This window comes from Brevibacillus sp. SYP-B805 (genome assembly GCF_011059135.1).
GTDB lineage: Bacteria > Bacillota > Bacilli > Brevibacillales > Brevibacillaceae > Brevibacillus_F.
Map to the genome: position 1 here is coordinate 1 of NZ_JAALGD010000008.1, position 21,807 is coordinate 21,807.

A 21,807-nucleotide genomic window follows, 5' to 3' on the forward strand; every position below is an offset into this window, starting at 1 on the left:
GGAAACACTTCAGACAGCGAGATCAACGTCTCAAACCCAGATTCGTTTCCCCCGGCTACCGCCATTCTACACCTTTACTCATGAAAAAAGGTCAATCAGATGTTACTCTGATTGACCTCATAATACGGAAACGCCCAGATGTTGAGCCCCCTGCCCGCGTCGCGTTTCGGAGCGGACAAAAGCCGGCTTTATCGCGGGTCGTCAAGAGAGCGAGCAGGAACCATCATCCGTGACATGACCGACTTTGTCTACACGCTGAGCCGATCCTCCTGAGGATCGGCTCGTTTTCTCCGCTGAGACGATGCTCCTGCCTTTCCTTTTGGGCCTGACAGGCGGTATAATGGGAGGGGTAAGGAGAGATGGAGCATGGCGATGTACGACAAGCAGAAACCATATATCCTCACGGAGGAACCCGGCCTGCGGGAATATTGCGGCTGCGGATTGACAGAGTCGGCGCCGTATTGCGACGGTTCCCACAACGGCAAGGGATTTGGCAAGCGGCCTTATCTGGTAAAGTATACGGATACGAAAACCGTCTCGATCTGCGGATGCGGGAAATCCGGCAATCTTCCTTTCTGCGACGGCAGCCATCAAAACAGGGAAGGGGTCGGACGGCGTGAGTAGGGAAGATAGACACAACAAACTCGTCATCGGCGTTTTTGTCCTGACCGTCGTGGTATGTGTCATTGCGATCGGCGCCTTCATGTACGGAACGCTGACCAAATCATAAACGCCAACAAGGGGACACCCCGTCCTTGCCGGATTGATCGGCGGAGGAGGGGTGTTCTCGTTTGTGGGAAACGCTTCTCAATCCGGTGGTTTCTCCTCGAACGTTCTTTCTCCAGAATGAGAAAAACCCTTCGAGACGATGCCGGAACGGCCGGATACTGGCTGGCATCGTTCTTGCTTCCAGAATCAGTTGAACAATGGAGGAAAAGAAGGGGGGAACCGCATGGAACGGAAATCAAGGGAAGAGTCCCTGCAGTTGGCCAAAAAAATTCTGGGGTATATCGAAAGCGAACGTTTGACGCTGGAACAAAAGAAAGCCATCGTCTCGGAATCGATCGACAACTTTACCAACCATGTCACCAAAGCGATCCTGACGCACCGCAAATCCGTTTCCACCGATTACTCGGTGGTGGAGTGGGAAGACGAAGGCGCCGTCTTCCGCGACACGATGGGGGATGAATATATCGACTGCCTCGGCGGCTACGGCGTCTACCTGCTGGGCCACCGCAACCCCAAGGTGGTGAGAGCGGTGGAAGCGCAGCTGAAACGTTACGCGCTGCACAGCCAGGAAATGGTCGACCCGCTGCGCGGCTATCTGTCGCAGCTCGTCGCATACATTACGCCGGGCGATTTGCAGCATTCCTACCTGGTCAACTGCGGAACCGAGGCCAACGAGATGGCATTGAAGCTGGCCCGTCTGGCAACGGGGAAAACCTATTTTATCTCCACGGAGAAAGGCTTCCACGGGAAAACGTTCGGCTCGCTCTCCGCGTCGGGCAAGGCCCTTTTCCGCGAGCCTTATCTGCCGCTGGTCCCCGGGTTTCAGCATGTGCCGTATGGGGATGCCGATGCGGTGGAGCAGGCGATCCGCATGCTGATCAGCACGGGGGAAACGGTAGCGGGCGTCATCGTTGAGCCGATCCAGGGCGAAGGCGGCGTCAACATTCCGCCCGACGACTATCTGCCGCGGCTCCGGCAAATCTGCGACAAATACGAGTGCCTGCTGATCGTCGATGAAGTGCAAACTGGGATGGGGCGCACCGGGACGATGTTCGGCGTCGACCATTGGAACGTGGTGCCCGATATCATGACGCTGGGGAAAGCGTTTGGCGGCGGCGTGATGCCGATAGCGGCGATGGTGGCCAAGAAAAAATGGTGGGCCAAGATGGAAGAGAATCCGTTCATTCTGGGCTCTTCCACATTCGGCGGCAACCCGCTCTGCTGCGCGGGAGCGATTGCGGCCATCCATACCATTCTGGAGGAGAATATCCCGCAGCAGGCCAAAGAGAAGGGGGATTATTTCCTCAAGCACCTGAACGAAATCCGCGCCCGCCATCCCGAAATCCTCGTGGATGTACGCGGCAAGGGGCTGCTGATCGGGATGGAGTTCGCCCACAACAGCCTCGGCTATACCCTGGCCAAAATGCTTTTCGGCAAAAAGATCCTGGTGGGCGGAACGATCAACAACGCGACCGTGATCCGCATCGAACCGCCCGCCATCATCTCCTATGAGCAGATCGATTACGTGTTGGCCTGCATTGAAGAAGGGATCGCCCAGCTGGCGAAAGAGAGCAAAGTGGTGAGATGATCCTCATGGTGCGCTCGGCTTGACAAGCATAAAGTACCGGCCCCCCGATCGGGTGGGCCGGTTTCTCATGGATTCCCCTTATTGTGCGCTTTTCACTTCGGACCAGATGCGGTCGTACAGCTTGGCGGCATCGCCGATGTCCTGCAGCCCTTCGACACGGTTCATCTCTTCGGCAGGCGGGTAGATGGCGATATTCTCCAGGGTGGCCCGATCGATCATCGTCCGGGCTTCCTTGTTCGGATTGATATACGGGAACGAATCGGCGATTTCCGCACTGATCGCCGGATCAAGCAGGAAGTTGACAAACGCTTCCGCTGTCTTTTTATGCTTCGCCCCGGCAGGAATCACGAAGTTGTCCATCGTGATCATCAGCCCTTCCTTGGGCAAAATGGTTTGGAAGGTCGGCACTTCCCGCTGGGCGAGGGCGATCTCCGCTCCCCAGACGAACGCGACATTTACCTCTCCATTGATCATCAGCGTCTTCGGGCTGTCGCTGTCAAACGCCTTGATGTTGGGCATCAGCTCAATCATTTTCTGTTTGGCTTGCTCCAGGTGAGCGGGATCGGTGTCGTTGGCCGAATAGCCCAGCGACTTCAGCACCATGCCCAGAATAAACCGCTGGTCATCCACCATGACAATCTGTCCCTTCAGTTCCGGCTTCCAGAGATCCTGGTAGCTGGCGATCTCCGTCTTGATTTTCTCCGTGTTGACGGCCAGGGAGACGGTATTGCCCATGTAGGGAATCGAGTACTTGTTCCCCGGATCAAATTCCTTGTTGACAAATTCCGGCAGCAGGTTCTTGAAATTGGGAACATTGTTCAGGTCAAACGGCTCGATCATGCCCTGTTTCACCATGGGCTGTATGTAGTAGTCACTCGCTACCGTCAAGTCATAAATCCCGCCGCCCGCAGCAACTTTGGCGAGCATTTCCTCATTGGAGGAGAAGGTGGTGTAGTTTACCTTCACGCCGTATTTTTCCTCGAATTTCTTGATGACCGACTCAGGCAGGTACTCGGACCAGTTAAACACATTCAATTCCGCGTCTAGCCCTGCTCCGGCCTGCCCTCCTGGCGATCCGGCGGCTTGCGGGGAACCGCCGCCGTCCGCAGGCGTTGATGCGCTGGGGGAACCGCAGCCGGCTGCAGCGGCCAGGCCCAGCACGGTAAGTCCGATGCCCATCATGCGTTTCCAACGTTTCTTCATGAATACTCCTCCTCAATTGATTTCGATATGGTTCAGCTTTTACGCAGCCGTATCCGTTCGGCGATGACCACAATCAGCAGGGTGACCATGAGCATCAGGGTGGACAGGGCATTGATCTCGGGGGAGACGCCGAATTTCACCATGGAGAAGATCTTGAGCGGCAGCGTCGGGCTCGTCGGACCAGCCACGAAGAAGCTGATGATCACATCGTCCACCGACAGCGTAAACGCCAAAAGCGCGCTGGCGATCACACCCGGCGCGATGACCGGCAGGGTGACTTTCACAAACGTTTGCCAGGGCGTCGCCCCCAGATCCATCGCCGCTTCTTCGATGCTTTTGTCAAAGCCCGCAAGCCTGGCCTTCACCACCACTACCACAAAGGGAACGGAGAAGGTGATATGGGCGGCAATCAATGTCAGATACCCCAGCGGGATTTTCAGCTGTGCAAAAAAGGCCAGCATGGAGATGCCCATCACGATCTCCGGTATCACGATGGGCAGATACAGCATCGCGTCGAGCGCCGTTTTCCCCCGAAAGTGGTAGCGGTACATCCCGACGGCGGCCAGGGTGCCGATCATCGTGGAGGCAAGCGTGCTGACCGCCGCGACGATCAGGGTGGTGTTCATGGCTTCCAGCACATCGCTGTTGTGGAAAAGCTTGAGGTACCAGTCGACGGTAAAGCCCGTCCAGACCGCGTTGAGCTTGGATTTGTTGAAGGAGTAAAGAATCAGGATGGCAATCGGCAGGTAGAGAAACAGATAGATCAGCGCGGCGTATACGGCTCCGAGCCTGCCGGCAAAGGAAAGACGCATGTCAGGTCAACCCCTTTCCTTCTTTGTCTTTCGTCACCGCGAGATAACCGCCGATAAAGAGCAGCGTCAGCGCCATGAGGATGATGGAGGCGGCCGATCCAAACGGCCAGTCACGGGCGGTCAAAAACTGATTCTTGATCAGATTGCCGATCAGCACCGCTTTGCTGCCGCCCATCAGATCGGGGATAAAGAAGAGGCCGAGCGACGGGATGAATACCAGGAGCGATCCGGCCATGATCCCGGGAGCGGTGAGCGGAACGGTTACCCGCCAGAAGGTTTGCCAGGAGGTTGCCCCCAGGTCGGCGGCCGCCTCCAGGTAAGCCTTATCCAGCTTTTCGATGGAGGCATAGAGTGGCAGCACCATGAAGGGAAGCATGGTATACACCAGGCCGGTCAGGACGGCAAACTCGTTGTACAGCATCGGCAGCGGTTCGGCGATGAGGCCGAGCGCCTTCAAGACCGTATTGATCACCCCTTCCGTCCGCAGCAGCACGATCCACGCATACGTGCGGATCAGCGAGTTGGTCCAGAACGGGACGATGATCAACAGCAGCAGCAGATTGCGAAGATGGACAGGGGCCCGCGCAACCACGTAGGCAAAGGGATAGCCGAGGAAGAGGCAGAGGATGGTGGTGGTGAACGCAAGGACGCAGGAAACCCACAGGATCTTGTAGTACAGGGGATCAAAGAAACGGATGTAATTGTTCGCCGTCAGCGGCGGCTCAATGCCGCCAAACGTGCTGCGGCTGAAAAAACTGACGGCCAGCACCAGCAGGAGCGGCAGAAGAAAGAGCACTCCCATCCAGACGACAACTGGGCCAATCGTCCAGAGCCGGCCGTAATCGCGGGAGCGTTTCGGTTTCAGGGCGGCGGGAGTCTCCGTGCGGACAGGGGAGGTGGTGACGGACGATTTCATGGCTTCAACACCACCGCATGAGCCGGATTCCACTGCACGTACAGGGAATCACCCTGTCCGACCGGCAGGAGCTCGTCCGTTTTTTCATGGGAAACCAGCGTCTTGCCGTCAGCCAGCGTCACCACCGTCCTGGTGAAAGCGCCCGTGTAGATGCGTTCCGACAGCCGGGCGGGCAGACAGATCCGCTCAGGGGTGTCCGCCGGAGAAAGGGAGAGGGATATGCGTTCCGGGCGTACTGCCACGACAACCGGTTCCTGTTCCCGGATGTCCGCCTGCAGGGGAGCGGTCAGACGGAACCCCTCGCATTCCACCAGCAGCGCATCAGCCGTCCTCTCGATCGCCTTGCCGCGCAGCAGATTGGTTTCGCCGATAAATTCCGCCACAAAGGCCGTTGCCGGGCGGTTGTAGATCTCATCCGGTGTCCCGACCTGTTCCAGCACGCCATGATGCATGACCGCAATCCGGTCCGACATGGTAAGCGCCTCTTCCTGATCATGGGTGACAAAAATAAACGTGATGCCCAACTGCTTTTGCAGGTGTTTCAGTTCCACCTGCATTTGTTTGCGCAGCTTTTGATCCAGGGCGCCGAGCGGTTCGTCCAGCAACAGCACCTTGGGATTGTTGACCAGCGCGCGGGCGATGGCGATCCGCTGCTTCTGCCCGCCGCTCAGCTGCTCCGGTTTGCGCTTGGCGAAGTCCTCCAACTGCACAAGGCGAAGCGCCTGTTTCACCCGCCGGTCGATCTCCGCGGCGGGCACTCTCTTGACGCGCAGGCCGAACGCCACATTTTCGTAGGCGGTCAAATGGGGAAAGAGCGCGTAGCTCTGAAAAACCGTATTGACGTTACGCTCATATGCGGGCCTGTCCTGGACGGACTCCCCGTCGAGCAGGATGCGGCCGGATGTGGGCTGCTCAAAGCCGGCGATCATCCGCAGCGTCGTTGTTTTCCCACAGCCGCTCGGTCCAAGAAACGTAAGGAATTCACCCCGATGTATGTCAAGGGAAAGGTTTTGAACGACGGTGTTGTGTCCGAAGCGCTTGACGATCTCTTGCAGAACAACCATGGGATGTGACAAGCAAGACCCCCTCCTGTGTCGGTTGTTTTTCGGCTTGTTACCCTCTGCAAGAACAGTGCCACAAAACGGTCAGCAAAAACACACGGGAGCTGAACGGATATTTCCGCCGCCTGTTCTTGTCTGTAAGAAACGTGGATGACCATGGTCACCAAATGCATGTTGGACCATTCCAAGAAATTAGAATGCTTTCTCATCCGTGAGAAGTTTGTAACCCTCCAGTTTGCGGTAGAGGGTGGCGAGACCGATGTCCAGTCTCTCCGCGATCCGCCGCTTGGCTTCCAGCGAATGCCCATACTGTTTCAACATGCTTTGCAGGATCTGCAACTCGTGCTGGCGCAGCTGTTCTTTCAGGGAGGGCGTCCCATCCTCGCAGGCGGTGGGAATCTCTTGCGGGGCGTAGACGCTGCGGATGCGCAGCGGCACCGAATCCAGCCCGATATACGGCGTGGTTGCCATATTGACGGCATATTCGATGGCGTTTTCCAGCTCGCGCACGTTGCCGGGCCATTGGTACTGCATGAACAAGCTTCTCACTTCCGGCGTGAAGTCCAGCGGGGGGCGTTCCACCATGTGGCGGTACTTTTCCAGGAAGTAGTCCATCAGCAGTGGGATATCTTCCGTGCGCTCCCGCAGCGGGGGCATGTGCAGGGGAATGACGTTGAGCCGGAAGTAGAGGTCATCGCGAAACTCCTTGTTTCGCACCATTTCTTCCAGATTCTTGTTGGTGGCGGAGATGACGCGGATATTGACCGGGATCGGCTGATTGGAGCCTACCCGCTCCACCTGCCGGTTCTGCAGGACATGCAGCAGCTTCACCTGCAGATGGAGCGGCAGATCGCCGATCTCATCGAGAAAAATCGTGCCGCCATCCGCCAATTCGAACTTGCCGGCCTTGCCTTCGCGCCTGGCCCCGGTAAAGGCTCCGCCGACGTAGCCGAACAGCTCGCTCTCCAACAGGGCTTCCGGGATGGCTCCGCAGTTGACGATGATAAACGGGCCGTTGCGCCGATTGCTGGCCGAATGGATGCAGGCCGCCAGCATCCCTTTTCCCGTGCCGCTTTCCCCGGTGATCAAGATGTTGGAGGTGCCGCGGGCCACTTGTTCCGCCTGCCGGATGACGACAGAGATGGCCCGGCTTTTTCCATAAATTTCAGAAAAGTGTAGGTCTTTCGGCTCGTTTGTCAACTGGTAGGCCAGCCTGCGCATGTCTGCCATGCGGCGGAAGGAGGCGACGGCACCTGCAACGGTATCGTTTACCAGAATGGGGCGGGCGGTGACGATGAAATGCATCTCGTGATCGCCCAGCCTGTACCGTTCCTCTTGCTCGGTATACCCTTTTCCCGTAGCCAGTACCTGCAGCATGGGCGCATCTTTCCAGATCTCCCCGAGCGGTCGGCCAAGCAAGTCGTCCTTGTTTCGCTGAATCAATTGCTGGGCGGTTTCGTTGCAGGTGGTGATCATGCCCTGTTCATCAATCGCGAGAATCCCCTCATGAATCGACTCAATGAGGGTTTCCAGCTGGCGAAGGGTCTTTTTCCAGTTACGCAGGGCACTTTCCTCCGCGATCTTGCCGGTTAACAGCTCCGCCATCCGCTGCAGAAACGTCAGATACGGCATCTTGTTTTGAATCAGCGACCGGTGCTGCGCCTCGGTGAACGCGATCAGGCCGATGACGCCAATCACCCTGCCGTTGTAGTGAATCGGGGAACAAAGCTCCGCCAACTCTTCCGTCTTTCCCTGCAAAACAGAAGGATCATAGGAAGGATCGTTGCGCGCATCTTCCACGAAATAAGGCTGGTTCGTTTTCAGCACGCGGCCATAGAGATAGCCGGCGTCAATCTGGCCTCCTTCTTCCTTGGTGTTGATCCGTTCCCGGTATTTGCCCGTACCGGCGATGATCGTCATCGTGTCATCGACGATTTCCGTCTCAACCTGGAGAGCGGCACTGATCGCCTCCGCCACTTGCTGGGCCAAGGGCTGCACCTCTTTTAGCAAACTCATGGATTCCCTCCTTTGTCTGCATGGCCGGCGGTCACTTTTCATTCGGCAGCCGGTGCTTGGCGAATTCCTCGTCGATCCTACCGGTCAGGATAAGGCCGAACATGCGAAAGTCCGCCCGCAGGGACCAGAATGGATGACCAAACGTCGCGGGCCTGTTGCCTTCAATCCGAAAATGGCTGTACCAGGCGCAGCCGTAAGCCAGGACCGGGGCTAGAAGCAGCAGCCACAGGTGATACATCAGGCTCGCTGCGATGCAGAGAAAAACCATCGATGTTCCGACAAAATGCCAGGTGCGTGTCAACCGCTTGTGATGCTGGGACAGATAAAACGGCCAGAAATCCGCAAAGCTGTCAAAGGTCTGCTTCTCCTTGTCGCTTTTCATGAGTTCCTCCAAAATTTGAGAATTCTAATTTTTCTATAAATACGCTCCCATTCTCTGGAATTCCTCCTGCCTTCCTAAAACTCTATTTACCCCGCCGACGTAAGCGAACGCTCCACACACTCGGCAATAGCTAACGCTCCACCCACTCGGCGAAAGCTATCGCTGCGCCGAGTGGGGGCCCTTGCTGGTGTCGGCGGGAACCCCCAACCTTTCTACTTCGCTTTCGTGCATGAGAGATCTTAAACTTTCCAATATACCCAGGAAAAGGCACCTGACGAAAATAGACGGTTTTTTCCAGTCTATTCGTTAAATCGCTAGGATAAGTGCCGTGTCCATCTATCTGATGGCGGCGTACTTATGTAAAGATCGGATTGTAATTCACTTAGATGCAAAGAGGGGAGTAGGTTGGAAGAATTCACGATCGAACAGATGCCCGTGAGAATTTCTGTCATTATACCTGCGCGCGATGAGGCCCGAAGCATTGCCAAGGTCGTGGCGGAAGCGAGAAACATATCCGCAGACACGGAAGTGATCGTGGTCTGCAATGGTACGAGCGACGATACGGCTGACAAGGCAAAAAAGGCGGGCGCCAAGGTGGTCTCCACCAAGAAAAGCCTGGGACATGATGTCGGGCGGGCTGTCGGTGCATGCTTTGCCCAGGGGGACGTCCTGCTGTTCATTGACGGTGACTTCGTCATCCCTGCCAGCACCCTTCTTGGCTATATCGAACTGGTTGACAAGGGCTGGGATCTGGTATTGAACGCCTATTCCGGCTTTCAGGTGAAAACCAACATTCATTCTACCGCTGTTGCCAAACGATTTCTCAATAGAATCATAGGCAGGCCCGATCTCGAAGGAAGTTCGATGACTACGGTCCCCCATGCCATGAGCAGACGGGCGTTGAATCTCATTGGAATCAAGATATTGGCTGTGCCTCCCAAAGCACAGGTAGAAGCCGTCCTGCACGGCCTGCGCATTACGCGCGGACCACGCATAAACACATCCCGGTTCAACCGGAAGCGAGCCGGACGTAAAGAGAAAGTCATGGACTTGGTGCTGGGCGACCATCTGGAAGCGATCGCATATTTTATCAGCCAGCGCGGGCAAAGAGCCGGGTATACCGACTTCAATAGGATGCGGCAGCTCCTGGATGCGCACGGGTCCAGCCATTCGCGCGGGGTCTATTACCCATACATGCTGGAAATCTAGTTCGTCGGAGGTGAGTCGGCGTGATACCACAGCAGCGTCTGTTTCGCAGGACCGGTCTACAAGCTGATCGCCGAAAGATTGCAGAACTCAATCGTTCGGAGGAAAAGGAACGGACGTCGAAAAAAAACAGCGCCAGCGCAAAAGGCATGAAGCAATCGCGAGTTCGCCGAGAGGTCGGACAGATTCGGGAACGGCATGACACGGGGATTGAACTCGTGAAAACTTCTTCATTCATATGTGACGAGGACAAAGTGCTGGCGCAGAATCCATACAACTTGTCGGTGATCATTTCGGTCAGCAACGAGGAAGGAACCATCGGGGAATTGCTGGCGAGCGTGAAATCCCTGCAGCCCAAGGAAGTCATCGTGGTGGAAAATGGCTCGACCGACAAGACATTGGAGATCTGCCTGCAGCATGAGGTGACCTGCTTCTCGTATCCCTATCGTCTCGGACACGATGTGGGCAGGGCCATCGGCGCCCGGGAGGCAACCGGGGAAGTTTTTCTTTTTCTCGATGGGGACATCGTATTTCAACCCCAGGATCTGCTCCCTTTTGTTGCAGCCTGCTATCAACAGGTGGATATCGCGTTAAACGACGTGAATCCGTTCTACACCAAAGCCTCCATGATCGATGCCGTCAGTCTGGCCAAACGGTTTCTCAACAGAGTGCTGCGACATGGGTCATTGAAGTACGCTTCCCTGACGGCGATCCCCCATGCGATGAAAAGGAGAGCGGCCGAGATCATCGGGTATGCCAATCTCGCCATCCCTCCCAAAGCCCAGGCCATGGCCGCGTTAGCCGGTCTGACCATCGAGAACGTCCACGCCGTCAATGTCTTTTCGACAAACAAAATTCGCAGTTATAACTCGAGCAATACCAATGTTGTCGAAGACATGATACTCGGCGATCATGTGGAAGCCCTGCAGTGGGTGCAGGCAACCATGGGAAACCGATGCTTTTTTGCAGATATGATACGTCAGCGGGAAATGATCGATCATGCGATTTCCCAGCATGGGTCGTTTCACGAGGGGTACGAATGCTAGAGGCGCAGCCTCCCTGTACTCCTCGTAGCCGTGAGAACGAGATTTTACTTCCTGAAGAGGGTGTGAAAATGTCAAGTCTTCCAACAATCGCGGTTATCGGTTTGGGATTTGTCGGATTACCTCTTGTCCAGCTCTTCGCCTCCAAGGGATACCATGTGACCGGGATCGATATCGATCAGGAGAAAATCGCCATGCTGCGGGCCGCCAAGAGCTATATATCCGATATCTCGGATCAGGAGATCGGCATCATGACAAACAGCGGGTTGCTGGATGTGACCAGCGATTACGCTGCCGCAGCCGGTGTCGATACCATCATCATCTGCGTGCCGACGCCGCTGCGGAATCGGGAACCGGATTTATCCTATATTTTTCACGCCGTCCAGCAGTTGAAACCCTATTTGAAAAAAGGGCAGCTTCTGGTCCTGGAAAGTTCCACCTTCCCGGGGACCACGGAAGAGTATGTGAAACCCTTGATCGAAACCGATGCCTTGACGGTCGGCGAAACCATCTTCCTGGGTTATTCGCCGGAGCGGATTGATCCGGGGAACAAAATGGTCTCGATTGCCGACATTCCCAAGGTGATCAGCGGGGTGACGCCCCAATGCCTGCAGAAAGTGAAGCAGCTGTATGATTCCGTCTTCAAGCAGACCGTTCCCGTCTCGTCGCCAAAGGTGGCGGAGTTCGTCAAGATGCTGGAAAACAGCCAGCGTCTCATTAACATCTCTTTCATCAATGAAGTAAATCTGCTGGCCAATAAAATGAATGTCGATTTGTGGGAAGTGATCGAAGCCGCCAAAACGAAGCCGGTTGGATTTACCCCCTATTACCCAAGCGCTGGCATCGGCGGGCACTGCATTCCCGTAGACCCATTCTTTTTGGCGTGGATCGGCATGCGGGAAGGAGTGCCGCTGACCATGATCCATCAAGCCGGGTTTATCAATGAAATGATCCCGCACTTTATTGTCAGCAGCGTCGTGCAGGAGCTGACAGTGCGCGGCAAGCCCCTGGAGGAAGCCCATGTGGGGGTGATCGGCCTTACGTACAAAAAGGACGTGAACGATATCCGGGAGTCGGCCTCGCTGAAAGTAATCGAACTCTTGCTGGACAGAAGAGTCACCGTCTCGGTGCATGATCCGGTTTTTGTCGGGGAGCTGCCTTTTGATCTGAAAACATTCTCGCTCGAACCGAACGAGTTGGGTGTTTTTGACATCGTCCTGATCCTGGTTGATCATTCGGGCCTGCCATGGGAAGGCATTGTCAAACACAGCCGCTGCGTCATCGACACGCGCAATGTGGCGCCGCAGCTGCCGGGGGCGCACGTGGTTCACCTGTGAACGGTTGAGGGAGAGATGATCGATGGAGCGGTTCACCATCTTTTTTTTGGATCATCGTTCGATGTATCTGGACAGTCTGGGGGATGCGCTGGGCCAATGGGGGAATCGGATCTGTTACCAGTGCTCATGGAACATGCGGGAGATTGAGGCGGGCATCGCCTATTTTCGACCGGATATCTTGATTACGGTCGGCTGTGATTTGCCGCTGCATTCTCCCGACTTGAACGATCTGCCGGCCTTATGCCGGGCCTATAATCTGTTCCATATCTACTGGGCAACCGAAGACAAGATTCACTTTGACTCCTGGTCGCTGCCGTTTATCAGCCGCATCCAGCCGGACTGCGTGTGGACCATCCATCCCGACTGCGTCGCTGAATACCGCAAAATGGGGATCGACGCCCAATATCTGAATTTCGCCCTGAATCCGCGATTTTTTCCGGGGAAGCCGGAAGGGGTGGAGGAGCGGTATGATCTGACCATGGTGGCAAGCGCCCATTTGCATAAGCGGACGGATCGGTACGATCATCTCGCTGCTTTGATGTTCCCCTTCGTACGGGCAAACCGGAAAATCCATGTGTGGGGAGGCGGGTGGCTGGAAAACGGCGGGTTGATCCGGGAGCACTTTGGCGTCGACGTGCCCGCCGATTGGGTAGAAGGCTATCTCCCTTACCGCCAGACAGCATCCGTTTACCATCACAGCAAAATCATTCTGGGGATTCAGAATGCTCCGGATCAGGTGACACAACGCACGTTTGAGATCCTGGGAGCGGGAGGTTTCATGCTGGCTTGCCGAACACCCGAGCTTTCCCGCATGTTTACCGATGGCGCAGAGATCGCGTTTACCGATCATCCATCGGATACCGTGGAACTGGTTTCCCGCTACCTGGAACAACCGGCATTGCGGTACCGCATTGGTCAGGCAGCACGGCAGAAAGTGCTGCAAGAGCATACGTACCATCATCGGCTGCAAGCCATATGGCCCGAGTTGGAGCGCATGGTAAGCAAAAAAAGGGGAGGAAGGTAACATGATCCCTTTGGTAGATTTACGAAGACAGTTTCACTCCATCCGACCGCAAATTCTTGCGGGCATCTCGGATGTGATTGAAAGCGGCAGTTATATCCTGGGAGCAAAAGTAGCGGAGCTGGAGCAGCGCATTGCCGAGAGATTGGGGGTTGCGCATGCGATTGCGGTGGCAAATGGGACGGACGCCCTGATCCTCACGCTGGAAGCATACGGCATCGGTCCGGGCGATGAAGTGCTGACCACGCCCTTCACGTTTTTTGCCAGTGCCGAAGCGGTCTCCCGCGTGGGGGCCAAACCGGTTTTTGTGGATATTGATCCCGACAGCTACAACCTGGATCCTACCAAGCTGGAAGAAAAGATCACGCCGGCAGCCAAGGCGATCATACCCGTCCATCTGTTCGGACAGCCGGCCGAAATGGACGCCATCTCGCACATCGCCCGCAAGCATGGTCTCGTTGTCATCGAAGACGCCTGCCAGGCGTTTGGCGCTGCCTATAAAGGAAACCCGGTGGGCAGTCTCGGCGATGCTGCCTGCTTCTCATTCTTTCCCACCAAAAATCTGGGGACCCTGGGTGACGGCGGACTGGTGGTGACGAATGACGATGCGGTGGCTGCCCGTATCCGCCTGTTGCGGCAGCACGGCAGCACGAAGAAATATGTTCACGAGACAATCGGCTATAACAGCCGCCTGGATGAAATCCATGCCGCCATCCTGCTTACCTGCCTGGAGCACATCGACGCGTGGAACGACACGAGAAGAAGATTGGCTGCGCGATACCGGGAAGGTTTGCAGGAGATCGCCCACCTTCGAATCGCGCCGGAAAGCCCGGATGTCCGCCATATCTACCACCTGTTTTGCCTGGAGACGCAGCATCGGCCAGCGGTGATGCGCAGCCTGCAGGCGGAAGGGATCCAATGTGCCGTCTACTATCCGCTGCCGCTTCATTTGCAGCGGGTGTATGCCGACCTGGGCTACAAGAAGGGCGACTGCCCCGTTTCCGAACGCTTGTCGGAACAGCTTTTCGCCATCCCCATGAGTCCGTTCCTGCAGGAAGCGGAACAGGATCGGATCATCGGCGTGCTGCGGGAGGTGACCGCTGCGTGCGATTCGGAATAATCGGCTGCGGCCGCATTGCCGAGCGGCATATCGCGTCTATCGCCGCCCTGCAGGAGGGGCAATTGGTCGCGGTAAGCGATATCGTCCCGTCCAATATGGCACGGGCCGAGCAGCTGTACCAATCCCAGGCAGGTCTGGATCGCCCTCTTCGCAAGTACGCGGATTACCGGGACCTGTTAACCGATCCTGCCGTTGACGTCGCGGTCGTTTCCACGCTCTCCGGGCTGCACGCCGGGATAGCGAAGGAAGCGTTGGGGGCAGGAAAACATGTGGTGCTGGAGAAGCCGATGACCCTGTCGCTGCGGGAAGCGGACGAACTGAACGCGCTGGCCGACGCACGGCAGCGCATCGTGATGGTCTGCCATCAGCTGCGCTACCGTCCCCTGATGCAGACCATCAAATCGTATGTGGAGCGCGGTGCCCTGGGGGATATCTACCTGGGCGTCGTCTCGATGCGCATCCATCGTCCGGCCACTTATTACACGGAGGCTCCCTGGCGCGGAAGCTGGAAAGAAGACGGCGGCATGCTGCTGAACCAGGGCATTCACATGATCGATCTGCTGCAGTGGTTTCTGGGGGATGTCAAGACGGTATACGGGGATGTGGCCAAGGGGCCGCTTGCGAAAGAGACGGAAGACGTCGCGCTTGGACTCTTGACGTTCGCGGGTGGATCCAAAGGCATGATTGAAGCCAATACCGTCACGTATCCCCGGAATCTCGAATATGCCATCTCCTTGTTCGGCGAGAAAGGCACCATCGCCATCGGCGGGCTGCAGCTCGACCAGATCCGCCGATGGGAATGCCAGGAGCAGTGGCACACCGCAGAAGAGATTGCCCGATTGGCGCAAGAGAAGAACGAACATGCGGCCATGTATCAGGATCTGGCTGATGCGGTCGCCAACCGCACCGGGGGTGTGCTGGTGGATGGTCGGGAAGGGCGCAAGGCGCTGGAGACGATTTTCGCCCTTTATCAATCAGCGGTCACGTCCCGGCCGGTTACCCTGCCCCTTCCAGATTTTCGAACGTCGGATATGAAAAGCAGCTTGCAAAAAGACGGGGGGTTATCATGAAATTCGGCAGCGTGTTGGTAACGGGTGGAGCTGGCTTTGTCGGATCGCAACTGGTGAAACGGCTGCTGCCGCTTGCCGATCACATCACGATCATCGATGATTTGTCGACGGGCAACCGGCAGGCGATCCCAGACTCCGATAAAATCACGTTTTATCAGGACAGTGTGACAAACGAAGGCTTGCTGCAAGCGGTGCTTCCGGAGGTGGAATGGGTGTTTCATCTATCCTGCCGCAACCTGGTGCTCTCCGCTGAAAATCTGGAAGCCGATTTTCATACCAATCTGTACGGCGGATTCCTGCTCCTCAACCTGGTGAAGAAATACTGTCACGGGTTGCGAAGGATGATCTATACCTCAACGGCTTCCGTGTATGGGAATGCACCGGTCATCCCCACGCCGGAATCTTTCTACCAGATTACCATGCCTTACTCCGCCAGCAAGTTTTCCGTCGAACATTATTGCCAGGTGTTTATTCATATGTATCAATTGCCTGTCACGATTCTGCGTCTGTCCAATCTGTATGGGCCCGGGCAGCTGACCTCCAATCCGTATTGCGGGGTAGTCAGCAAATTTTTCGAAGCCATCGAGCAGGGTCGACCGATGACCATTTACGGCGATGGCAGGCAGAGCAGGGATTTCACGTTTATCCAGGATGCGCTGGACGCCATCCTGCTGGCTGCACGCCATCCACATACGGTGGGAAAGGTGTACAATGTCGGCACGGGCAAGGAAACAAGCATTCTGGAGCTGGCCGCAGCAATCGCCAAGGTAACGGGGAAACAAGAATATCCCTACGAATTTCAAGAAAAGCGCACCGTGGACCGGGTCGTTCGCCGCGCGCTGGATGCACGCTCCCTGCAGCAGGATATCGAGTGGACGGCAAAAGTTGCGCTGGAGGATGGGCTGCGTCGGACCTATCAATGGCTGACAGGGACGGAACATGAGCGGGATGAGGAAATGACTGACAAGTCTGAGTAAAGGGGGGAGGAAGGTGGTCAATCTGGAGAAGAGCATGTTTTTTATTCCGAATCGCCTGCACGTACGCGGCAGGGAAATGTTCGTCTCCTTCAACATTGCGCCGATCCCGCTGGAAACCATCGTCTCCCGTATCTCCCTGCACGTTCAGATCCCCGCCCCATGCAGCAGTCTCTCTCTCCGGATACAGGCATTGGCAGGCGGTTGGGATGAAGGGCTGATGAAAACGGGCTATGTACCGCCCGCAGGGGAAACGATCGGTGAGGGGAGCTTTCCGGTTCTCCAGCAGGAAATCGTGATCGATCTGCAAGCCTACGAACAGCCTTGGCGGTTCGACAGCGGCCGGAATCATGGCATTTATCTGCAGCTGCTCGAAGATGCGCAAGCTTGGTTTGAGGAGAAAAAACCGCCCTATCTGGTCGTTGTGACGGATTAAGGAAAAAGCTTCTGCCTGGATCAAAGGTAGAAGCTTTTTGCTGTTTCAGCGGGGCTTCATCAGCTGTTTCAGCTTGTTGGCCATTTTCTGGGGGGACAGCTTGTCGAAACTTGGATAGCCTGCTCCTTCGATCGCGACGGTTCTGCCCTGGTGAATCGGGTATACCCCCTGCCAGACACCCACGATGGTATACAGCGTGGTTCCCGCCACCCGCCGCAGGAAACAGACGTAATCCCCTTCCGCCAGCGGGCCGGGGTATCGGAGATTCAGCGGATCATCCGCATCGGGCAGCGGTTCGATGCCTGTCGTCAGCAGGTGGAGCAGGTGAGTGGGTTTGCCTTTCATCGCCTGCTTTACGTGAATGGTCTGCACGAAGTTGAACAAGCTTCCGCTGGGCACTCGTAAGCCTGTGGGATAACGCTGGTGGGCGCTGTCTGTCCATCCCAACACAATGAGATCAGCGCGTTCGATCAGTTCCCGTTCATTTTGGGTAGGGGTGGTATCCACGCGGATTGTCCCGTAATCCGTTCGCTCCGCATGAATCGAAGTACCCGCGCCGAACAGCAGCAGGCCCGTCAGAAACAGCTTGGGCCACATGTCGACTCCTCCCGTCTCTCCGAAGTGTGGAACACCGTTTGTTAGTATTCGCCACCCGGTCCAGTTTAGTCGGAGGCAGGAAGCATTTTGGCTGGTAATATTGGATACATCTGGCTCACGGTATGATAAGATGGAATCATTTCCGGAGGCAAGGAAAGAAAGGAGCGGGGAAACATGTATGTTCCAAAAGCGTTTGAGATCACCGATAGGGACGAGGTGATAACGTTTCTGCAAGAGCATCCGTTTGCCACATTGGTCACCATCAATGACGGGAAGCCGTTTGCCACCCATCTCCCGCTGGAACTGGAGAAAAACGGCGATCAACTTTTTCTGACCGGCCACTTGGCTGCCGCCAATCCGCAATGGCGCCATTTCTCGCATAATGAATCGGTGTTGGCCATGTTTCAGGGGCCGCATGCCTACATATCGGCTTCCTGGTATACCTCTTCCGGCCAAGTGCCCACCTGGAACTACATGGCTGTCCATGTGTACGGAAAAGCGCGAGTCGTGGAGGAATCACGCTTGCGGGCGATGCTGAAGGAGATGCTGGCAAAATACGAAGGAGGCAGAGAGAACGGCGTGTTGTGGGAACAGGTGCCTGCGGCCGATATGGAGAAACTGTTGAAGGCCATCGTCGGCTTCGAATTGGAAGTGGAACGGATCGAAGCCAAATACAAGTTGAGCCAGAATAAAAACAAGGAAGACGTTCAGGCCGTCATCCGTCATTTGGCGGCAAGTCACGAACCGGTTGACCAGCAAGTGGCAGCAGCAATGCGCTGTCTGCATCAGGGGGTCTGACAAGCAGCAATGGCGGAAAGATGACTTGCATACATGACAATCATCCGTTATATTGGAAATCTGCTGTATTTTGGGAGGAGCGTGAAAAATGGCGCGGATCGAAGTTTTTCAACAGCGATTCCATAAGGTGCGGTTTGAATGGGGGCCGGAAGGGGTGCGCGCATTGGCTCCGGTTTCCGACATCGTCGTGATCATCGATGTGCTTTCCTTCACCACCTGCGCGGATGTAGCCGTAAACCGCGGGGGCATCGTCTTTCCCTATCAATATCGGGACCCGAGTGCGATCGCATTTGCTGCCGAACGGAATGCCAGATTGGCAGGTAAGCGCGGCGAAGGGATTTCGCTGTCGCCAGCTTCGCTGCTGGATCTGGCGCAGGGCAGCCGGATCGTGCTGCCGTCTCCCAATGGAGCGACCTGCTCGTTTCTCGCCAAAGACTACGGCGCGACGGTGGTCGCCGCCTGCCTGCGCAACGCTTCGGCGGTTGCAGACTACATCAACAACCAGGGTGGCACCGTGGCCGTCATCGCCGCAGGGGAACGATGGCCGGACGGGAGCCTGCGCCCGGCGTTGGAAGATATGATGGCAGCGGGAGCCATCCTTTCCCGCCTTGATCACCGCCGCTTGTCTCCGGAAGCGCGGGCAGCAGCGGCTGTCTTTCATTCCGCCAAGCATGATCTGACGCGGGTGCTGGAGGAGTGCAGTTCAGGTCAGGAACTGATCGCCATGGGGTATCCGGAAGATATCGCCATGGCAGTATCCTGGGACGCGAGCGAGACGGTTCCGATCCTGAACCCGGAAGGCGCGTTTGTTTCCTGGAAACAGGCGAACCTGATCAAGACGGAATAGGGCCAAGCAGGAGGGTTCTTAAAACCTTTCATCAACAAGGGGCAAAAATCATGTCATGATTCGAAGCCTTTTGCAGGCGGAAAAACAGCAGCAGCCCGAACGGTTCGGATGATCATATAATGGATCAGAAACAGCCGGCGCTCTGAATGGAGTGTCGGCTGCTTCGATTTTCACCAGGCGTACGAGCCTGCAGGCATGTTCGAGGAACCGACCGCAACAGGTGTGGAAAAACGGAGAACTGTTCACCGGTGTAGCGAACAGTTGTAGCGTACAGCTGTAGCGAATCGCTACAGAAAACGACATCGAGGGCAGAGGAAGCGGTATGCTCCCGCGTGGGAAACCCGTTCTGCAGCAAGCGGAAAAGCCATTCAGGGATACGATCCATGGTTGGCATCGTTTGTGCTTTATGTTGGGAGGCAGCAAGAGCAGCCCTCTTGTGCGAACATATCAACCAATTCTTGATGGAAGGGAGATGATTTACCACATGGGAAGTGTGAATGCGCAAATTCTCGCGATCGACGCCGGGGGCACCATGACAGACACCTTCATCATCAACGACAAGGGGGAATTTGTGGTCGGCAAAGCGCAGTCTACCCCTGAGGACGAATCGATCGGCCTCTTGAACTCGGCGCGCGATGCCCTCTTGTACTGGAACACCACGGTGGAAGATGCGTTCCCCCAGTTGGTCGCGGGCGTGTATTCCGGAACGGCGATGCTCAACCGCCTGGTTTCCCGGAAGGGTCGGCGCGTCGGGCTGATCGTCAACAAGGGAATGGAAGACTTTCACCGCATGGGGAGAGCCATCCAGGCTTATCTCGGGTACTCGTATTCGGACCGGCTGCATCTGAACACACACCGCTACGATCCCCCGCTGGTTCCGAGGGAGCTGACACGGGGGGTGACCGAACGGGTCGATCTGTTTGGCAATGTGGTGATTCCGCTTTATGAACATGAAGTGGAACAAGCGGTGGTCGATCTGCTGGAACAGCAGGTCGAAGCGATCGTCATCAGCTTCCTCCACTCCTACAAGTATCCAGCACATGAGCGCAGGGTTCGGGACATGGCGAAGGACATCATGAAAAAACGGGGCAAAGAGGTGCCGATTTTCGCTTCGGTCGACTACTATCCGCTGCGCAAAGAGTCGCACCGCACCAATACCACCATCATCGAGGCATATGCGGCCGATCCTTCCCGCGAAACGCTGTTGAAGATCGACAAACGCGTCAAGGAAAAAGGGGCCAAATTTGACCTGCGGGTGATGGCCAGCCATGGCGGAACGATCAGCTTCCAGGCGAATGAATTGGCCCGCACGCTGGTATCCGGACCGATCGGCGGCGTTGTGGGGGCCAAATATTTGGGCGAGTACCTGGGCATTCGCAATATCGCATGTTCGGACATCGGCGGTACCAGTTTTGACATGGCGCTGATCACGCAGGGGGATTTGAGCATCAATACCAGTCCGGACATGGCACGCCTGGTGCTGTCGCTGCCATTGGTTGCGATGGATACGGTGGGAGCTGGAGCCGGCAGCTACATCCGGATTGACCCGAACTTCAAGTCGATTACGCTGGGGCCTGACAGCGCCGGCTACCGGGTAGGCGTGTGCAATCCGGCGGGCGGCGTTGAAACCGTTACTGTATCGGACTGCCACGTCGTGCTCGGATTGATCAATCCCGACAATTTCCTGGGAGGCGAGGTGAAACTGTATCCGGAGAGAGCTTATCAGGCAGTCAAGGAACAAATCGCCGATCCGCTCGGCCTGAGCGTGGAAGACGCCGCCTACGGGGTGATCGATCTCCTGGAGTCGCAGCTGCGCAATTACCTGGAATCGATGATTCTCGGCAAGGGCTACTCTCCGTCCCAATACGTGTGCTTCTCCTACGGCGGGGGCGGACCGCTGCATACCGCCGGTTACACCAAAGGGCTCGGCTTTGAGGACATCCTGGTGCCGGCGTGGGCCGCAGGCTTTTCCGCCTTCGGATGCGGGGCCGCCGATTTCGAGTACCGTTACGACAAGACGCTGGACATCAATGTAAACGCTACCGCGGGCGAACAGGAGAAAAAGGACGCGATCGGCGAACTGCAGCAGGCATGGTCGGAACTGATGGACAAAGTGGCCGACGAATTCGAGAAAAACAGTTTCCCGCGCGACCAGGTCGAATTCCGCTTCTATTTCCGCATGCAGTATCAGGGGCAGCTGAACGATCTGGAAATCGAATCGCCGATCAAGGCGTTGCGCACGGTTGAAGACTGGGAGGTGCTGGTTCACGCATTCGAAGAAACGTATGGCCGCGTCTACGCGAAAGCCGCCCGTTCCCCTGAGCTGGGCTATTCGGTGACCGGGGCGATTGTGCGCGGAATCGTCGAAGTGCCAAAGCCGAAAATTCCGGAAGAGCCGCTGAGCGGCGAGCAGCCGCCGACGGAAGCGTACCTGGGCACCCGCCCCGTGTATTGGAAGGGGAAGTGGACAACGGCCGACATTTGGGAAATGGAAAAACTGAAAGCGGGGAATCGGATCAAGGGGTTTGCCATTCTCGAATCGACCGCTACCACGTTTGTCATTCCGCCAGGTTATGAGACGCGGCTGGATCGACACCGCATTTTCCACCTGAAGGAACCCAAGTAAGCGCACAATGTGTCAAATGTTGCAG

20 protein-coding genes are annotated in these 21,807 nt (G+C 56.3%); 13 read left to right on the top strand and 7 right to left on the bottom strand.

The features are described from left to right. The first annotated feature begins 366 nt into the window (after positions 1-366). Together G3578_RS11135 and G3578_RS11140 are read left to right on the top strand one after the other, a co-directional pair. Entirely contained in the window at positions 367-624 is a 258-nt protein-coding gene (locus tag G3578_RS11135) for a CDGSH iron-sulfur domain-containing protein (protein WP_165212651.1), read from the top strand. Positions 625-952: 328 nt separating this feature from the next. After that, positions 953-2,317, top strand: a complete 1,365-nt coding sequence (locus tag G3578_RS11140) for a putrescine aminotransferase (RefSeq protein ID WP_165212653.1) — start codon at positions 953-955, stop codon at positions 2,315-2,317. Between the two features lie 78 nt (positions 2,318-2,395). Here the strand turns inward: G3578_RS11140 and G3578_RS11145 are convergent, their stop codons facing one another. From G3578_RS11145 to G3578_RS11170, 6 genes are all read right to left on the bottom strand, one after another. Beyond that, the gene (locus G3578_RS11145; protein WP_241254583.1) at positions 2,396-3,520 is read right to left on the bottom strand and encodes a polyamine ABC transporter substrate-binding protein; all 1,125 of its coding nucleotides are present in this window, start codon (positions 3,518-3,520) and stop codon (positions 2,396-2,398) included. 32 nt (positions 3,521-3,552) lie between these two features. Next, the gene (locus tag G3578_RS11150; RefSeq protein ID WP_165212655.1) at positions 3,553-4,332 is read right to left on the bottom strand and encodes an ABC transporter permease; all 780 of its coding nucleotides are present in this window, start codon (positions 4,330-4,332) and stop codon (positions 3,553-3,555) included. Position 4,333: 1 nt separating this feature from the next. Continuing rightward, on the bottom strand, positions 4,334-5,134 hold the full coding sequence (locus G3578_RS11155; protein ID WP_241254587.1) for an ABC transporter permease: 801 nt from the start codon (positions 5,132-5,134) through the stop codon (positions 4,334-4,336). 110 nt (positions 5,135-5,244) lie between these two features. Beyond that, positions 5,245-6,312 carry an ABC transporter ATP-binding protein gene (locus G3578_RS11160; protein WP_165212944.1) on the bottom strand — a complete coding sequence of 356 codons (1,068 nt, stop codon included), beginning with the start codon at positions 6,310-6,312 and terminating at the stop codon, positions 5,245-5,247. A gap of 189 nt (positions 6,313-6,501) precedes the next feature. Further along, complete coding sequence (locus G3578_RS11165) at positions 6,502-8,325, bottom strand: sigma 54-interacting transcriptional regulator (RefSeq protein WP_165212659.1); 1,824 nt, start codon at positions 8,323-8,325, stop codon at positions 6,502-6,504. Positions 8,326-8,356: 31 nt separating this feature from the next. Continuing rightward, the gene (locus G3578_RS11170; protein WP_165212660.1) at positions 8,357-8,707 is read right to left on the bottom strand and encodes an Mpo1-like protein; all 351 of its coding nucleotides are present in this window, start codon (positions 8,705-8,707) and stop codon (positions 8,357-8,359) included. A 405-nt stretch (positions 8,708-9,112) separates the two neighbouring features. Between G3578_RS11170 and G3578_RS11175 the strand changes: the two genes are divergently transcribed. The 8 genes from G3578_RS11175 to G3578_RS11210 all read left to right on the top strand — a co-directional run bounded on the left by G3578_RS11175 (position 9,113) and on the right by G3578_RS11210 (position 16,914). After that, entirely contained in the window at positions 9,113-9,916 is an 804-nt protein-coding gene (locus G3578_RS11175) for a glycosyltransferase family 2 protein (protein ID WP_165212661.1), read from the top strand. A gap of 215 nt (positions 9,917-10,131) precedes the next feature. Continuing rightward, positions 10,132-10,959 (top strand): glycosyltransferase, encoded by an 828-nt coding sequence (locus G3578_RS11180; protein WP_165212662.1) that lies wholly within the window; start codon positions 10,132-10,134, stop codon positions 10,957-10,959. Positions 10,960-11,027: 68 nt separating this feature from the next. After that, on the top strand, positions 11,028-12,293 hold the full coding sequence (locus tag G3578_RS11185) for a nucleotide sugar dehydrogenase (RefSeq protein WP_165212663.1): 1,266 nt from the start codon (positions 11,028-11,030) through the stop codon (positions 12,291-12,293). Positions 12,294-12,315: 22 nt separating this feature from the next. Continuing rightward, positions 12,316-13,317, top strand: coding sequence for a CgeB family protein (locus G3578_RS11190; RefSeq protein ID WP_165212664.1), 1,002 nt, complete (start codon positions 12,316-12,318; stop codon positions 13,315-13,317). A 1-nt stretch (position 13,318) separates the two neighbouring features. Further along, a complete protein-coding gene (locus G3578_RS11195; protein ID WP_165212665.1) occupies positions 13,319-14,434 on the top strand; it encodes a DegT/DnrJ/EryC1/StrS family aminotransferase in 1,116 nt (371 codons plus the stop codon). Then, positions 14,419-15,504, top strand: coding sequence for a Gfo/Idh/MocA family protein (locus tag G3578_RS21290; protein ID WP_165212666.1), 1,086 nt, complete (start codon positions 14,419-14,421; stop codon positions 15,502-15,504). The genes G3578_RS11195 and G3578_RS21290 overlap by 16 nt, the downstream gene beginning before the upstream one ends. Further along, the gene (locus G3578_RS11205; RefSeq protein WP_165212667.1) at positions 15,501-16,481 is read left to right on the top strand and encodes an NAD-dependent epimerase/dehydratase family protein; all 981 of its coding nucleotides are present in this window, start codon (positions 15,501-15,503) and stop codon (positions 16,479-16,481) included. The genes G3578_RS21290 and G3578_RS11205 overlap by 4 nt, the downstream gene beginning before the upstream one ends. Before the next feature lie 13 nt (positions 16,482-16,494). Next, positions 16,495-16,914 carry a hypothetical protein gene (locus G3578_RS11210; protein WP_165212669.1) on the top strand — a complete coding sequence of 140 codons (420 nt, stop codon included), beginning with the start codon at positions 16,495-16,497 and terminating at the stop codon, positions 16,912-16,914. Positions 16,915-16,959: 45 nt separating this feature from the next. Here G3578_RS11210 and G3578_RS11215 read toward each other — a convergent pair whose 3' ends face one another. Then, positions 16,960-17,511 carry a hypothetical protein gene (locus tag G3578_RS11215; RefSeq protein ID WP_165212671.1) on the bottom strand — a complete coding sequence of 184 codons (552 nt, stop codon included), beginning with the start codon at positions 17,509-17,511 and terminating at the stop codon, positions 16,960-16,962. Between the two features lie 174 nt (positions 17,512-17,685). On the opposite strand from G3578_RS11215, the gene G3578_RS11220 reads away from it, so the two are divergent. The 3 genes from G3578_RS11220 to G3578_RS11230 all read left to right on the top strand — a co-directional run bounded on the left by G3578_RS11220 (position 17,686) and on the right by G3578_RS11230 (position 21,782). After that, positions 17,686-18,309, top strand: coding sequence for an FMN-binding negative transcriptional regulator (locus G3578_RS11220; protein WP_165212673.1), 624 nt, complete (start codon positions 17,686-17,688; stop codon positions 18,307-18,309). Positions 18,310-18,397: 88 nt separating this feature from the next. Then, the gene (locus G3578_RS11225; protein ID WP_165212675.1) at positions 18,398-19,156 is read left to right on the top strand and encodes a 2-phosphosulfolactate phosphatase; all 759 of its coding nucleotides are present in this window, start codon (positions 18,398-18,400) and stop codon (positions 19,154-19,156) included. A gap of 484 nt (positions 19,157-19,640) precedes the next feature. Continuing rightward, entirely contained in the window at positions 19,641-21,782 is a 2,142-nt protein-coding gene (locus G3578_RS11230) for a hydantoinase/oxoprolinase family protein (protein ID WP_165212677.1), read from the top strand. The last annotated feature ends 25 nt before the right edge of the window (positions 21,783-21,807 follow it).